Genomic DNA, 15,305 nt, shown 5'->3' on the forward strand with positions numbered 1-15,305 from the left:
GCGGTCATGGCAGGTGCAGGCGTACGCTCGGGCAGCCGGTGGCGGAGGAGAATCGGGGGGCTGCTGGCGGCCCTCGGCACGGCGGCGGCGCTGACCGCCGGTCCCGGGGCCGTGACGGCGGCCGCCGCCACGGCCACCCTGGGCAACACGGCGGTCGGTCCGTCCACCGACACCGCCGACTCCAACTACCTGAACGCGTCCCGGTACGTCACCGGCGCGGCGGGCGGCACGGTCAGCAGCGTCAGCGTGTACGTGGGCGCGGTGGACACGGCGCCGAACAATCAGTTCCAGGTGGCGGTCTACCGGGACAACGCGGGCAGCCCGGGCGCCCTGCTCGCCTCCAGCGCCTCCGCGGCGCTCACCGCCGACAGCTGGAACACGGTGCCGCTGACGGCCGCGCTGAGCGCGAACACCGCGTACTGGCTGGCCTACAACAGCAACGGCGGGAACGCCGCCGTCAACAACCTGCGGTACAGCCCCGGCGGCACCAGCGTGTACGGCAACGGCGGCCGGGCGTTCGGTAGTTGGCCCGCCGACTTCGGCGCGGCCACCTCCAGCGGCCTCAGCTTCTCGATCTACGCCACGTACACCGCGGACGAGACCCCGCCGCCCCCGCCGCCGGGCTCCGGCCCGGGCGGCGAGGGGCCGATCCTGCTGGTCACCAGCCAGGCCAACCCGTACACCCGCTACCTCGGCGAGATCCTGAAGGCGGAGGGCCTCAACTACTACCGCACGGTGGACCTCTCGGCGGTGACGAGCTCGCTGCTCGCCTCCTACGACGTGGTGCTGCTCGGGGAGACGCCGCTCACCGCCGCGCAGGCCACCGTGTTCACCACCTGGACCAACGGCGGTGGCCGCCTGGTGGCGATGCGGCCGGACCGCCAGCTCGCCCCGCTGTTCGGCCTCACCCCGGCCGGCGGCACCCGCTCCGACGCCTACCTCAAGGTGGACACCTCAGCCGCCCCCGGCACCGGGATCACCGGCGACACCATGGGCTACCACGGCGCCGCCGACCTCTACACGCTCAGCGGCGCCACCGCCGTCGCCACCCTCTACAGCGACGCCGGCACGGCCACCGCCAACCCGGCCGTCACCCTGCGCACGGCGGGCGGCGGCCGGGCCGCCGCGTTCAGCTACGACCTGGCGAAGTCGGTGGTGCAGACCCGGCAGGGCAACGCCGCCTGGGCCGGCCAGCAGCGGGACGGCACCGACGGCTACGAGGCGAGCGAGATGTTCTTCGGCACCGGCGGCCAGCCCGACTGGAACAACCTCGACAAGGCGCTGATCCCGATCGCCGACGAGCAGCAGCGGCTGCTGGCCAACCTGATCACGCTCGTCGACGCCGCCAACAAGCCGCTGCCGCGGTTCTGGTACTTCCCCCGGGACGTCAAGGCGGTCGTCGTGATGACCGGTGACGACCACGGCATCGGCGGCACCGCCGGCCGCTGGGACGGTTACATCGCGCAGAGCCCGCCCGGCTGCAACGTGGCCGACTGGGAGTGCGTGCGCGGCTCCTCGTACATCTACACCGACGACCCGCTGACCCCGGCGCAGGCCAAGGCCTACACCGACCAGGGCTTCGAGGTGGGCGTGCACGTCACCACCAACTGCCGCCCGTGGGGCACCACCGCCGCCCTCCAGGGCTACTACCGCGACCAGCTGGCGAACTGGCGGGCCAAGTACCCGGCGCTGCCCGCCCCTTCGAGCAGCCGCACGCACTGCGTGGAGTGGGACGACTGGGCGACCCAGGCGAAGACCAAGCTGGCCAACGGGATCCGGCTGGACACCGACTACTACTTCTACCCGTCCACCTTCACCAAGGACCGGCCCGGCTACTTCAACGGCACCGCCCAGATCATGCGCTTCGCCGACACCGACGGCAGCGTGATCGACGAGTACCAGGCCACCACCCAGCTGACCGACGAGTCCGGCCAGTCCTACCCCGGCACCATCACCACGCTGCTCGACGCCGCCTACGGCGCCAAGGGCTACTACGCGGCGCTGACCGCCAACCTCCACACCGACTACGCCGCCTCCGCCGCCTCCGACGCGGTCGTCGCCGCGGCCAAGGCGCGCGGCGTCCCGGTGGTCTCCGGGCGGCAGATGCTCACCTGGTTGGACGGGCGCAACGGCTCGGCCTTCTCCAAGCTGGCCTGGAGCGGGAGTTCGCTGACCTTCGAGATCACCGGCGGGGCCAACGGGCTCCGCGCGATGGTGCCGGTCTCCGCCGCCTCCGGCACGCTGACCGGCATCAGCTCGGGCGGCCGCGCGGTGCCGTACCGGATCGAGACGGTGAAGGGGGTGTCGTACGCCTTCTTCGACGGCGCGGTGGGCGCGTACACCGCGTCCTACGGCCGGGACACCACCGCGCCGACCGTCACCGGCACCACCCCGGCCGCCGGCGCCACCGGGGTGGCCCCCGGCACGGCGGTGCGCTTCTCGTTCGGCGAGCCGCTGGACCCGGCGAGCGTCACCGCCTCCTCCGTCACCCTGCGCACCGCGGGCGGCGCCGCCGTCGCGGGGACGGTGGCGTACGACACGGCAGCCAACGGCGTGGTCTTCACGCCCGGCTCCCCGCTGGCCCTGACCACCGGGCACACCGCGACCGTGCAGGGCGTGCGGGACACCTCGGGCAACGCACTGGCGAGCCCGTTCACGCTCTCCTTCACCACCGGGGGAGCGGCGCCCCGGACGCTCGGCAACACGGCGGTGGGGTCGCTGATCGACGACACCGACTCCCACCACCTCAACGGCAGCCGGGTCACCACGGGGTCGGGCCCGGTGCCGCTCACGGCGCTGAGCGTGCACGTCGGCCCGGTCAGCGCGGCGCCCAACAACCAGTACCAGCTGGCCGTCTACACTGACGCGGGTGGCTCGCCCGGCACCCTGGTGACGACCACGGCGGTCGGCACGCTCACCCCCAACGCCTGGAACTCGCTGCCGGTCACCACCACGCTGAGCGCCAACACCGCGTACTGGTTCGTCTACAACAGCAACGGCACCGGCGCCACGGTCAACAACATGAACTACTCCACCGGCCCGGCCGGCTCCGGCGCCTACAGCAACGCGGTGGTGCCCTTCGGCACCTGGCCGACGGCCTTCGGGCCGGCGGTGAAGGACACGCTGCTCTACTCGCTCTACGGCTCCTACTGAGCTGCTGACCTGCCCTCAGAACCGGGGCGGGTGGCGCGGGGCGCCTCTGTCACAGCCGTGTGACGGGGGCGCCCCGGTGTTTTTGAACTTGTTCAGAATGGTCTACAGTCTGCTGCAGTCGCGGTGCCCGAGGCGCCTGCAGCGGACTGCCCCCAGGGCGGCTTCCGCATGCCCACCAACATCCGAGGGGGAACCCATGTCCGGCCTCTCCATGCCCGCTCCGGCCGACGAGCCGTCCGAACCGGCGGCATCCGGGGTGCCCGGGCCCGGGGCGTCCGGGGCCGGGGCGTCCGGGGCCGGTGTTCCCGGGCCGGCCGGGGCTGGTGCTCCCGGGGCCGGTGTTCCCGGGCCGGCCGGTTCGGCCGCCGGGTTCGACCCGTACCGCGGTCCGGCCGCTCCCGCCGACCCCTACCGGCCACCGGTCGGACCGCAGCCTCGGCCCGACCGGTGGCTGCGTCCGAGCGACCCGCCCGCCAAGGCCCCGGCCGCGCCCCGCGCCCTGCTCGCCGCCCTGCTGACCGGCCTGCTGGCGGCCTGGCTGATGGGCGACGGCCTCGGCGTCAACCTGCTGATCTGCGGCGCGGTCGCCTCCGTGGGAGCCGGCCTGGCCGCCCGGTCGGCGGGCCGGAAGGCGCGCCCCTGGACGGTGCTGTGGAGCGTCCTCGCGCTGGCCCTGCTCGCCGTGCCCGCCCTCTTCGAGGCGGGTTGGCCGGTGGCCCTCGCCACCGCCTGCGCGCTGGCCCTGGCCTCCCTCGCCCTGCACGGCGGTCGCCGCTGGGCGGGGGTGCTGCTCGCCCTGCCGGGCATCCTCTGGCAGCTCGGGCCCGGCCTGCTCTGGGCCCGGGACGGCCTGCGCCGGCTCAGCCTGCCCGGTCGGGGCAAGCTCGTGCCGGTGCTCAAGGCGGTGGCGGTCGCGGCCGTGCTGCTGACCGTCTTCGGCTGGCTGTTCGCCAGCGCCGACGCGGCCATGGCGGACGTCATGACGAGCCTCAGCCCGAGCCTGGACGTCGGTGAACTCCCGCGGCGCCTCATGCTCTTCCTGCTGGGCCTGCTCACCGCCCTGGGCTTCGCCCACATCGCGGCCGGTCCGCGCCGCTGGGACCGCACCGTCGTCCGGCCGGGCCGCGAGCGCGGACGCCTGGAGTGGGCGCTGCCGCTGGGCGCGCTCAACCTGATGTTCGGCGCCTTCGCGCTGGTCCAGGCCGTGGTCGTGCTCGGCGGCCGGGACTCGATCATGGAGAACACCGGGATGAGCCGCTCCGAGTACGCCCGGCAGGGCTTCTGGCAGCTGATGGCCGTCACCGTGCTGACCCTGGTGGTGGTCGGCGTGGCCAAGCGCTGGGCCCCGCGCAGCTCCGAGGCCGATCGCCGGCTGGCGCGCATCCTGCTCGGCGTCCTCTGCCTGCTCACCCTGGTCGTGGTCGCCTCGGCCCTCGGCCGGATGTGGTTCTACGTCGACGCCTCCGGGCTGACCAGGCTGCGGCTCTGGGTGCTGGTCGTCGAGGTCTGGCTGGGCGTCGTCTTCCTGATGCTGATCACGGCCGGACTGGTCCGCTCGGTGGCCTGGCTGCCGCGCGCCGTCGTCCTCAGCGGGATGCTCACCGCCGCCGTCTACGGGCTGATGGGCCCGGACGCGATCGTCGCCGAGCAGAACGTGGCCCGCTTCGAGCGCACCCACCAGATCGACCTGCGCAACGTCCGGGACCTCTCGCTCGACGCCGTTCCGGCCCTGGACCGGCTGCCCGAGGACTACCGCACCTGCGCGCTGGACCTGATGCGGGTGGAGCTCGCCGACGCCTCGACCCCGTGGTACGCGACCAGCCGCGCCGCCGCGCGGGCCCGGGACATCGTCGCCGGGCGCCCGCTGCCGGTCGATTCGCTCGCGGCCCGCAACGCCTGCGACAAGGCGGGGCTGAAGGAGAGCTCCTTCTTCGACCGGTATTGACGGCCGACCGGTACCGACGACCGACCGGTACCGACGGTCCGGAAAGCCACGAGGGCCGGCCGGGAGCGTGTGCTCCCGGCCGGCCCTCGCCGGTCGTTCAACCTCACGGGTCGTCCCCTGTCCGGCGCCCGACGCCGGCTCGGGACGCACGGTCAGTGCACCGCGGTCAGGGCCGTGCGGTCGGGACACGCGGTCGGGACGCGCGGTCAGTGCAGCGCGACGCCCGCGGTGTTCGAGGCCAGGTCGTCGGCCTTGGCCTTGACCACGACGAGCGCGATCACGGCGGCGAGAGCGGCCAGCACCGCGCCGACGATGAAGCCGTGCGAGATGCCCTGGGCGAGTACCTCGTTCGCCGCACCGGTGCCCTTGGGGAACTCGTGCTTCTCCAGGAACGCGGCCTTCTGCTCCGGCGTGGCCGTGGCCAGGAAGCCGGGCAGCTGGACCTTGGCCTCCGCCGTCGCGTAGTGCGCGAAGACGGTGGTCAGGATCGACAGGCCCAGCGAACCGCCGATCTGCTGCATCGAGTTGAGCAGGCCGGAGGCCGCTCCGGTGTCCTCGCCGGCGACGCCCGCGACGGCGAGGAGCATCACCGGGACGAAGACCAGACCCATGCCGAAGCCGAACACCACCGTGGGGCCGAGGACCCCGTCCAGGTAGCCGCTGTCGGCGTTCATCAGGGTCAGCCAGCTCAGCCCGATGGTGACCAGCACCGCGCCGCCGGCCATGAACGGCTTGGGGCCGTACTTGACCTGCAGGGTCGACGCGATCTGCGCGGCGATGATGATCGACACGCTGATCGGGAGGAAGGCGAAACCGGCCTTCAGCGGGCTGTAGTCGAGCGGGCCCTGCACGAACAGCGTGATGTAGAAGAAGATGCCGAACATGGCCGCGGCCAGGCAGAGCATCATCACCAGGCCGCCGGCGCGGTTCCGGTCGGCGAAGAGGTGGAGCGGGGTGATCGGCTGCGCGGTGCGGTTCTCGATCACCACGAACGCGGCCACCAGCACGACGCCGCCCGCGAAGGAGCCGAGCGTCAAGGGGTCCGTCCAGCCGTCCGAGGCCGCCCGGATGAACCCGTAGACCAGCCCGACCAAGCCGAGCGTGGAGGTCAGCGCGCCGGGCAGGTCGAAGCGGCCCGGGTGGCGCTCCGACTCGGCGATGTAGCGCGGGGCGGCCACGGCGATCAGGACCGCGATCGGCACGTTGACGAAGAACACCCAGCGCCAGTCCAGGTACTCGGTGAGCAGGCCGCCGGCCAGCAGGCCGATCGCCGCACCCGAACCCGCCACCGCCGAGAAGACGCCGAAGGCCCTGTTGCGTTCGGGCCCCTCGTCGAAGTTGGTCGCGATCAGGGCGAACGCCGTGGGCGAGCAGATCGCACCGCCGATGCCCTGGAGTGCGCGGGCGGCCAGCAGCATGCCGCCGTCCTGCGCGAAGCCGCCCAGCAGTGAGGCCAGCCCGAAGAGCAGCGTGCCGGCGATGAACACCCGGCGGCGGCCGAGGATGTCGCCCGCGCGGCCGCCGAGCAGCAGCAGGCCGCCGAAGGTCAGCGTGTAGGCGTTGATCACCCACGACAGATTGGTGGTCGAGAACTCCAGCGCGTCCCTGATCTGCGGCAGCGCGATGTTCACGATGGTGGCGTCGAGCACCACCATCAGCTGCGTGGCCGCGATGACGGTCAGGGTGATGCCCTTCCCCCGGCCCTGGCCGCCTTGCGGTGGAGAGTTCTTGCTGAGCGTGTCGGAGATAGCCAAGTTGATGCCCCCTGCTGGCTATTGCTACGTGTGCTTCGTGTGCCGTCGGCCCGGGTTGCTTCGTGTGCTGTGGACCCGGGGTTCGACGCGGTCCCTGCGGCGTCCCGCAAGCTAGGAAGGAACGGGATCGTTCACTACTCTGGACGATATCCTGGACAAGATTGTGAACGCAAGCGTTCCTTAAGGTTGGTGAGCATGGATCAGTTGGTGCGACGCCAGGCGGCGAGCCGGACGAGTGGCCGGGCGGCGGATCAGGCCGCGGGGAGAGTCGCGGAGTCCCCGGCCGGACCTGCGGCCGCGCCCGGGCCGAGGGCCGACGAGCCCGGGTCGGGGTCCGTCGCGGCTGCCGCCGCCCCCGGTGCCGTGCCCGCCGTCGCGCCTGCGGCCGTCCCCGGTGCCGTGCCCGTCGCGTGCTGCGCGGTGCAGAAGGCCGCCGAGGTGCTGTCCCGGCCGGTGCGCCGGCGGGGGAAGGAGTTGGAACGGGCGATCTTCGAGGCCGCGCTCGACCAGCTCACCTCCGGCGGATTTGCACGGCTGACGATGGAAGGCGTCGCCGCTGCCGCGCGGACCGGGAAGGCCGCGCTGTACCGGCGTTGGGCGTCCAAGGTCGAACTGGTCATCGACGCCCTGGACTCCACTCTCCCACGCCCTACGGACACCCCCGACCTCGGGTCCACCCGTCGTGAATTGCTGCTGCTCATCGAGGGTTTCGCCGGGGCGATCAACTCGCGGGCGGGCGGCGCGATGCAGGCGCTGATGGGTGAGCTCGACCACGAACAGGCCGAGCTGTTCAAGGACTTCATCATCCAGCGGGTGATCATGCCGACCCGGGCCACCATCGTGGACATCCTCCGGCGGGGCGTCGAGCGCGGGGAGGTCCGGCCCGGCGCGGACACCTCGATGGCCGTCGACGTGGCCCCGGCGATGCTGATGTACCGGGTGAAGACCTGCGGGCGGCAGTTCGGCCCCGCGTTCGCGGTGGAACTGGTGGACGACGTGCTGGTCCCGATGATCCGACCCTGAGGGGTCGCGCCCGCGGGCTGCCGCGGGGCGTGGGCTGGCATGGGGCGCGCGGGGTGTGCGGGTGTCGTGGGGTGTGCGGGGCGTCGCCGGCCGCCGGAAGGCGGTCGGGGCGGCCCCGGGCGGGGCTTAGGCTGGTGTTGCCCCCGCTGAACGGACACCGAGATGCCCATCGTCCCGCCGACCCACTCCGTCGAACGCTCGCTCCGCCGAGCCGGCGCCAAGATCGTCGTCGGCCTGGACGAGGTCGGGCGCGGAGCCTGGGCCGGGCCCGTCACCGTGGGCGCGGCCGTCACCGGGCTCCGCCGGCCCCCGGAGGGACTGACCGACTCCAAGCTGCTCACCGAGCTGCGCCGCGAGGCGCTGGCCCCGGTGCTCGCCGACTGGGTCACCGCGTACGCGCTCGGTCACGCCTCGGCTCTGGAGTGCGACGAGTTGGGGATGACGGCGGCCCTCCGGCTGGCCGCCGTGCGCGCCCTGGAGGCGCTGCCGGTCGAGCCCGACGCGGTGATACTCGACGGCAAGCACGACTACCTCGGCGGCCCCTGGCGGGTGCGCACGGTGATCAAGGGTGACCAGTCCTGCATCTGCGTCTCCGCCGCCTCGGTGCTCGCCAAGGTGCACCGCGACGGCCTGATGGCCGATCTGGGCGAGACCCACCCCGAGTACGGCTTCGCCGACAACGCCGGCTACCCGTCCCCGGTCCACCGGGCGGCACTGGAGGAGCTCGGACCCACCGAGCAGCACCGGGTCTCCTGGGCCTTCATGGACGGCCTCCCCAAGTGGCGCCACCTGAAGCGGATCCGGGTCGTCGAGGGGGCCGGCGGTTCCGCTTCGGAGGCTTCGGCGGGCGAGCAGTTGATGCTCGGTTTCTGACGTTCCGTCGGGAATTGCCGGGGTGGGGGAGGAAGGTTCGCGAGGCCCAACAGGTGGGGCGCCCGTGCGCGTCCGACCGGCATTTGATAGATATCCGGGTATGCCTGTCTTCCCCGAGGAGCCGGAGATTCACGAGAGCCTCCCGGGCCCCGGCGTTCCCTTCCCCCGAGAGTCGGACGCACAAGCCCCCCGTACGGCTGCCGCCGGCAGCTCGACCACTTCCGTACCGTCGGCCGTCGCGGCCGCCCCGGCCCCGGTGCCGGGCCCTCGTCCCGGGGCTCCCCGGCCGGCTCCGCCGCGTGCCGCCCGATCCGCGTCGCCGCGTCCGGCCCAGATCCCCAAGCCAGGCCCGCGCCGCCCGGCGCCCGGCGCTCCGCAGGTCGCGGTCCAGCTCGTGGCCGCCACCGCGGCCGAGGCCGTGGAGCGCGCCGACGAGACGGTCGACCTGTTGCTGGACGCAGGCCGCGACCCGGGCGACATCCTGGTCCTGACCGTGGGTGAGGCGCACCCCTGGCAGCAGCACGAACTCGGCTTCGGGGAGGAGCGCTACTGGGCGCAGCTCGCCGAGGGCGGTGACGTGTTCTACGCCGACGCCGCGATGAGTCGCCAGGCCCGCCGCGAGGTGGTCGTGCTGGCCGTCAACGGCGGCAGCGCCGACCGTGCCGCCGAGGCGTTCACCAAGGCGCTCGGCCACGCCGCGGGCCTCCTGGTGGTCTGCGGCGACGCCGGCCCGGCGGCCGCGACCGCCGCCGGCGCGGCCGCCGGCCGTCCGGTGCCCGCCTGACCTCCGGCGTCGGGGACCGGTCGAACGCCGGTTGAGCGTCTGCACTCCGAAGGCCGTCCGGGCCCGGTGCCGAGTGGCGCCGGGCCCGGACCGTGCCCGGCGCGGTTCCGGGGCCGCCTCGGCCGGCGGCGTCCCGGTCGGTGACGCCGCCGCGGCCGTGGTGATCGGCCGGCCGCCCTGCCGTGCGCGCTGCCGTGTGGGCCGCGGTGGCCTGCCTTGCGTGCCCGCCGGTCGGGTCAGCGGGTGCCGGTGCGCCGGGCCGGCTCGATCGCCGCGATCCGGGCGGGCGTCCAGGGGAGCTCGGCCGGCCGGGAGCGCTGCGAGCGGTCCCCGTGCTGGGCGGCCCGCTCCGAGGTCTGGCGCAGCGCCGAACGCGGCGCCAGCTCCGTCACGGTGTGGACCGGCCCGTCCGCCCAGGAGCCCGCGTGCGGGTTGCGCCCGCTCCGCCCGTCGCCGAGGATCTGCCAGCCCGCCGGTGTCAGCGTGATGTAGGAGCCGCAGCGCAGGCCGTGCAGGACGGCCGCGTCCTGCAGCGCCCACATCCAGGCGCCGTCCTGCTCCGTCCAGCCGGCCGCACCCTCCCGGCAGCGCAGCAGTACGGCCGTCCGGCTCGGCGCGGGCTGCCGCAGGTCGTGCGGGGTGACCTGGCGCAGGTGGCCGAGGAGGGCGTTGCGGTGCTGCCAGCCGTCGGTGTCGTGGGGCCAGGGCGTGAACGAGGCCGAGGCGGTCAGCCGGTGCGACGCGTCCAGGACGGCGATCACGACCGTGCCCGGCTGCGGCAGGTGTCGCTGGTGGAGCTCCAGGACGAACTCGCGCGGATCGCGGAGCAACGGGATCCCCGCGGTCGCCCACGCCTCCAGATCCAGCACCCGTCTGGGCGACGAGCTCCGGGCGAGGGGATACTGACCTCGGTCGATACCGTTGATCACGATCCTCCTTCCCGACCCACGGGCGCGCGGATGCGCACGTACGCCAAAGGCCTGGTCCGTCGGACCGGGTTACGGGTACGGTCCAATTCTCAGGGCAGATGGGGTGGAGCGGCAACGATGAAATGATGAACGCCGCCCGAAAGCCAACGTTCTGCCGGATATATTCCACGGTCGGGCGGAAGCCACTCGGGTGGTGCGGGATTGTGATCCCGGCGAACCGGAGAGCACCGCGAAGTGCCTGGAGCACGGACTCTCCCTCCCAATCGTCGATCGGCGTGCGTTCCGTCCGGCCGTTCGGCCGCCGCGGTTCGGTGCCGGGTGCCATTACTCCATTCGGGTGATGGCAGTACCTCCGGATCCTTTCGTCGGACCGTGCCGTCCGTGGTCTCCCTCGAAGCCGGACGCTCAGCCCTGCACGGCCAGCACCAGCGGCAGGACCGCGCTCGCTCCGGCCTTGCGCAGCAGCCGCGCGGCCACGGTGACCGTCCACCCCGAGTCGACCAGGTCGTCCACCAGCAGCACGGGCCCGCCCGCCGCCGCCACCGCGTCCGTCAGCTCCGGGGGCAGGACGAGCGTGCCGGCCAGCGAGTGCAACCGCTGGGCGCTGTTGCTGCGCGCGCCGTGCGGGGGCTGCCCGGTCGCGTACTCGATCCGCCCGAGCAGCGGCAGGCGGCCGATCTCGGCGATCCGGGCGCCGAGGCTGCCGACCAGCTGGGGTCGGCCGGACGAGGCCATGGTCACCACGCCGACCGGCCGGTCCAGCCGGGTGCCCTCGGCCGTCGCGGGCCCGGCCCAGCCGCCGGGACCGCGCGCCCAGTCGGCCAGCACGGCCACCAGCGCGTCCACGGCCTCGCCGGGCACGGGCAGGTCGGGGGCCTGGTCGGCCAGCAGGGTGCGCAGCCGGTTGCCCCAGCCGATGTCGGAGAGCCGGCCGAGGGCGCGGCCGGTCTCGGCCTGCTCGCCGGCCGGGATGCGCCCCTTGAGCGGCACCCCGAGCGCGTCCATGCCGGTGGGCCAGAGCCGGCGCGGCTCGAAGCTCACGCCCGGCCGGCCGAGGGCCGCCCGGGCCGCCTCCAGGGCCTCGGTGGAGACGTCCGGGGTGTGCAGCGGCCCGGCGCAGTTGTCGCAGCGGCCGCAGGGCACGGCCTGCTCGTCGTCGAGCTGCCGCCGCAGGAACTCCATCCGGCAGTCGGTGGCCGCCGCGTACGCGCGCATGGCCCGCTGCTCGGCCTCGCGGGAGGCGGCGACCTTGGCGTAGCGCGCGGTGTCGTACTCCCAGCTCTGCCCGGTGGCCGTCCAGCCGCCCTTCACCCGGCGGACCGCCCCGTCCACGTCGAGCACCTTGAGCATGGTCTCCAGCCGGGCTCGGCGCAGGTCCACCCGGGGCTCCAGCGCGGCCGTGGAGAGCGGCCGGCCGGCCTCGGCGAGCGCGTCGATGGTGCGGCGCACCTGCTCCTCCGGGGGGAAGGCCAGCGAGGCGAAGTAGCGCCAGATCGCCTCGTCCTCGCGCCCGGGGAGCAGCAGGACCTCGGCCCGGTCGACGCCGCGGCCGGCCCGGCCCACCTGCTGGTAGTAGGCGATCGGCGAGCTGGGCGAGCCCAGGTGGACCACGAAGCCGAGGTCGGGCTTGTCGAAGCCCATGCCGAGCGCGGAGGTCGCGACCAGCGCCTTGACCCGGTTGGCCAGCAGGTCGGCCTCGGCCGTCCGGCGCTCGGCGTCCTCGGTGCGGCCGGAGTAGGAGGCCACGGCGAAGCCGCGCTCGCGCAGGAAGGCCGTCACCTCGTCGGCCGCGGCGACCGTCAGCGTGTAGACGATGCCGGAGCCGGGCAGCCGGTCGAGGTGGTCGGCCAGCCAGGCCAGCCGGTGGGCCGGATCGGGCAGGGCGAGGACGCCGAGGGTCAGGCTCTCGCGGTCCAGCGGGCCGCGCAGCACCAGGGCGCCCTCGTCGGTGCCGCCCGTGCCGAGCTGCTCGGCCACGTCGGCGGTGACCCGGGCGTTCGCCGTGGCGGTGGTGGCCAGCACCGGGACGCCCGGCGAGAGGTCGGCGAGCATGGTCCGCAGCCGGCGGTAGTCGGGGCGGAAGTCGTGACCCCAGTCCGAGATGCAGTGGGCCTCGTCGACCACCAGCAGGCCGGTGGAGGCGGCGAGCTTGGGCAGCACCTGGTCGCGGAAGTCGGGGTTGTTCAGCCGCTCGGGGCTGACCAGCAGGATGTCCACCGCGCCGGCCGCCACCTCGGCCTGGATCGCGTCCCACTCGTCGGTGTTGGCCGAGTTGATGGTGCGGGCGTGGATGCCGGCCCGGGCCGCCGACTCCACCTGGTTGCGCATGAGGGCGAGCAGCGGCGAGACGATCACCGTCGGCCCGGCCCCGCGGGCGCGCAGCAGGGCGGTCGCGATGAAGTAGACGGCGGACTTCCCCCACCCGGTGCGCTGCACCACGAGGGCGCGGCGGTGGTCGACGACCAGCGCCTCGATGGCCGTCCACTGGTCCTCGCGGAGCGTGGCGGAGGGGCCGGCGAGCTCGCGCAGGACGGCTTCGGCCCGCCCTCGGACCTCCGCGCGGTCGGCGGCCGTCGCGCCCCCGGCGCCGGTCGGGCCGGTACCGGCCGTGGCGGGGGCTTCGCTGTCGGTGCTGTGGGTCTGCGGCTGCTGCATGCCGTCCATGTAACCCCGAGGTGCCGACAACGGGCGAACGGCGAGGGTTCACGGCCGTTCCCGGCCGGGCGGAGAGCCGCATCATTTCATCGGCTCTCCAGCTGAACGGCCGTCAGATATCCCTCGGGAGAGTGGCGAAGGATGACTCGAAAGGAGGAGGTTTTATCCACAGGCGGGAGTTGTCCACAGGGAATCCGAAAGATTCGGGGCCGTTCGCGAAATGGCGGCACTCTTCCCGCCATGAACAACGCACGCATTCCGCTGCCCTTCGGCCCCGCCGGTCCGCGAACGGTCACCATGCGCGGCCCGGCCGACATGGCCGAGCTGCTGCCCTACCTGCTGGGGTTCTACCCCGACGACAGCATCGTCGCCGTCGGCCTCCAGGGGCGGGACCTCCACCAGGGCGGGGTGATCCGGCTGGACCTCCCCGACTCGCCCGGGGAGTGGCCGGCCGCCGCCGACGAGGCGGCCGCCCTGCTGGTCGGCCTGTCCGAGCGGCGCGACCAGCGCCCGGCCCAGGTGCTCCTCTACCTCTGCCAGGATCCCGGCCCCGATCCGGGCACCACGCACGGCCCGCCCGTCCGTGAGCGGCTCGGCCCGCTCGCGGCGGAGCTGCGGACGGCCTTCGAGCACAGGGGAGTGGCGGTGAAGGAGTCGCTCTGCGTCTCGGCCGGCCGCTGGTGGTCCTTCCTCTGCCGCCGTGAAGGGTGCTGCGATCCGGCCGGCCATCCGGTCCGGCACGCCCCCGGCCCCGGCCCGGTCGCCGTGGCGGCCACCGTCGCCGGCCTGGCGCCGCGCGGCAGCCGCAAGTCGATCGTCGCCGGGCTGACCCCGATCGGCCCGCCCGGCGCGGACGCCCAGCGGCGGGCGCTCGCCCGGGCGGAGCGCGCCATGGGCGCCGGGCGCGGGCGGCCGCGGGCCGAGCAGCGGGGCGCCGCGCTGCTCGACCAGGCCGTCGCCGAGTTCGCGACCGGTACCGGCGAGCTCGACGAGCTCAGGGTGGCCCGTCTGCTCGTCGCCCTCCAGGACCGCCGCGTGCGGGACCGCGCCGCCGAGTACGCGAGGCCGGCCGAGCTCGCGCCCGCCCAGCGGCTCTGGCGCTACCTCGCCCGGCGCTGCGTGCCGCCGTACACGGGCTACGCCTCGCCGCCGCTCACCCTGCTCGCCTGGGTGTCCTGGGTGGCCGGCGACACCGCGACGGCCCGGGTGGTGCTCGCCCACACGCTCCGTCGCGACCCCTCCTACCTGCTGGCCCAGCTGCTCTACGAGTCGCTGAACGCCGGCCTCTCGCCGGCCCCGCTCCTCGCCCGCGCCGACGCCGAGCGGCGTCGCCGGAACAGCCCGGCCCGGGGCGGACCGGGGGCCGCCGGGGCCTCGGCCGCCGAGTCGGGGGAGGCCGGCGGCACGGCCGAGGACGGTGGGCCGGACGCGGATCCGGCGCCGTCGGCGGCGCCGGTACCGGCCGACGGGCCGGGGCCCGGTGGGTCGGGCCCCGGTTCGCCGGCCGGAGCGGCCGAGCCGGAACGGGACGAAGGGCCCGCTGCCGGGCCGGGGGCCGATCCGGCGGGTGGGCCGGACGGGCCACGGGGGGCGGGCTCCGCCCGCGCCCGACGGCGGCGGGCCCGGCGGGAGACGACGGCACCGCCCGTCCCCGGGGCTCCCGGGGCCCCCGATCCCGGGCAGACACCCGGGCCGGTCCTCCCGCCCTCCCGCCGCCCGGCCGGCGGTGCACCCGGCGGCGGATCCGCACTGACGGGGCTGATGTCCGAGAAGGGGGTCGGCCGTGCGGAGGGGCCGGTCGAGGGAGAGGGCGGCGGTCGTACCGGGGGCGGCGCGGCCACCGGGCCGCCGTCGCGCCGAGGCGTGCTGCCGGGGCGCCGCCCGCCCGCCCCGGCGAAGCCCGGCCGAGGGCTGCGGCTCGGCCGCCCGTCGCCCTGGGCGGTCGGCGCGCTCGCCCCCGCCCTGCCGGCCGGCGGGCGGGGCCGCTGCCACGGCGTTCGCGGCCCGGCGATCGGACCGCGGCATGCGCAGTGACCTCCGGGGCGCCCGGGCCGGCCGGGGCACCCGCACCGGGAGAGGTGCCCGTACCGGGTGGGCCGGACTGCCACCCCGCCCGGCCCGGTCCGGCCGGCCCGCGTTCGCCCGACCCCGCCCCCGCGGCCTCCCGCCGCTCGGGTGCCGGTGCCCCG

The 15,305-nt window shown here is 74.7% G+C and carries 9 protein-coding genes; 6 read left to right on the forward strand and 3 right to left on the reverse strand.

Translation table 11 applies throughout. From position 1 onward, the window contains the following. Window positions 1-6 precede the first annotated feature (6 nt). Both RMN57_RS26255 and RMN57_RS26260 read left to right on the forward strand, forming a co-directional pair. The gene (locus RMN57_RS26255; protein ID WP_313765762.1) at window positions 7-3,153 is read left to right on the forward strand and encodes an Ig-like domain-containing protein; all 3,147 of its coding nucleotides are present in this window, start codon (window positions 7-9) and stop codon (window positions 3,151-3,153) included. 196 nt (window positions 3,154-3,349) lie between these two features. Then, entirely contained in the window at window positions 3,350-5,098 is a 1,749-nt protein-coding gene (locus tag RMN57_RS26260) for a DUF4173 domain-containing protein (RefSeq protein ID WP_313765763.1), read from the forward strand. Between the two features lie 206 nt (window positions 5,099-5,304). Here the strand turns inward: RMN57_RS26260 and RMN57_RS26265 are convergent, their stop codons facing one another. Continuing rightward, complete coding sequence (locus RMN57_RS26265; protein ID WP_380236127.1) at window positions 5,305-6,753, reverse strand: MFS transporter; 1,449 nt, start codon at window positions 6,751-6,753, stop codon at window positions 5,305-5,307. Window positions 6,754-7,251: 498 nt separating this feature from the next. On the opposite strand from RMN57_RS26265, the gene RMN57_RS26270 reads away from it, so the two are divergent. The 3 genes from RMN57_RS26270 to RMN57_RS26280 all read left to right on the forward strand — a co-directional run bounded on the left by RMN57_RS26270 (window position 7,252) and on the right by RMN57_RS26280 (window position 9,532). Next, the gene (locus tag RMN57_RS26270) at window positions 7,252-7,875 is read left to right on the forward strand and encodes a TetR-like C-terminal domain-containing protein (protein WP_313765764.1); all 624 of its coding nucleotides are present in this window, start codon (window positions 7,252-7,254) and stop codon (window positions 7,873-7,875) included. 162 nt (window positions 7,876-8,037) lie between these two features. Continuing rightward, window positions 8,038-8,748, forward strand: a complete 711-nt coding sequence (locus RMN57_RS26275) for a ribonuclease HII (protein ID WP_313765765.1) — start codon at window positions 8,038-8,040, stop codon at window positions 8,746-8,748. A 394-nt stretch (window positions 8,749-9,142) separates the two neighbouring features. Further along, the gene (locus tag RMN57_RS26280; RefSeq protein WP_313765766.1) at window positions 9,143-9,532 is read left to right on the forward strand and encodes a hypothetical protein; all 390 of its coding nucleotides are present in this window, start codon (window positions 9,143-9,145) and stop codon (window positions 9,530-9,532) included. Between the two features lie 236 nt (window positions 9,533-9,768). Here the strand turns inward: RMN57_RS26280 and RMN57_RS26285 are convergent, their stop codons facing one another. After that, window positions 9,769-10,401, reverse strand: a complete 633-nt coding sequence (locus tag RMN57_RS26285) for a hypothetical protein (protein WP_380236129.1) — start codon at window positions 10,399-10,401, stop codon at window positions 9,769-9,771. A 465-nt stretch (window positions 10,402-10,866) separates the two neighbouring features. Further along, window positions 10,867-13,116 (reverse strand): RecQ family ATP-dependent DNA helicase, encoded by a 2,250-nt coding sequence (locus RMN57_RS26290; RefSeq protein WP_313765768.1) that lies wholly within the window; start codon window positions 13,114-13,116, stop codon window positions 10,867-10,869. A 240-nt stretch (window positions 13,117-13,356) separates the two neighbouring features. Here RMN57_RS26290 and RMN57_RS26295 point away from each other — a divergent pair, with 240 nt between their 5' ends. Next, window positions 13,357-15,150, forward strand: a complete 1,794-nt coding sequence (locus tag RMN57_RS26295) for a DUF4192 domain-containing protein (RefSeq protein WP_313765769.1) — start codon at window positions 13,357-13,359, stop codon at window positions 15,148-15,150. The last annotated feature ends 155 nt before the right edge of the window (window positions 15,151-15,305 follow it).

Source organism: Kitasatospora sp. CM 4170, from assembly GCF_032110285.1.
Taxonomy (GTDB): domain Bacteria; phylum Actinomycetota; class Actinomycetes; order Streptomycetales; family Streptomycetaceae; genus Kitasatospora; species Kitasatospora aburaviensis.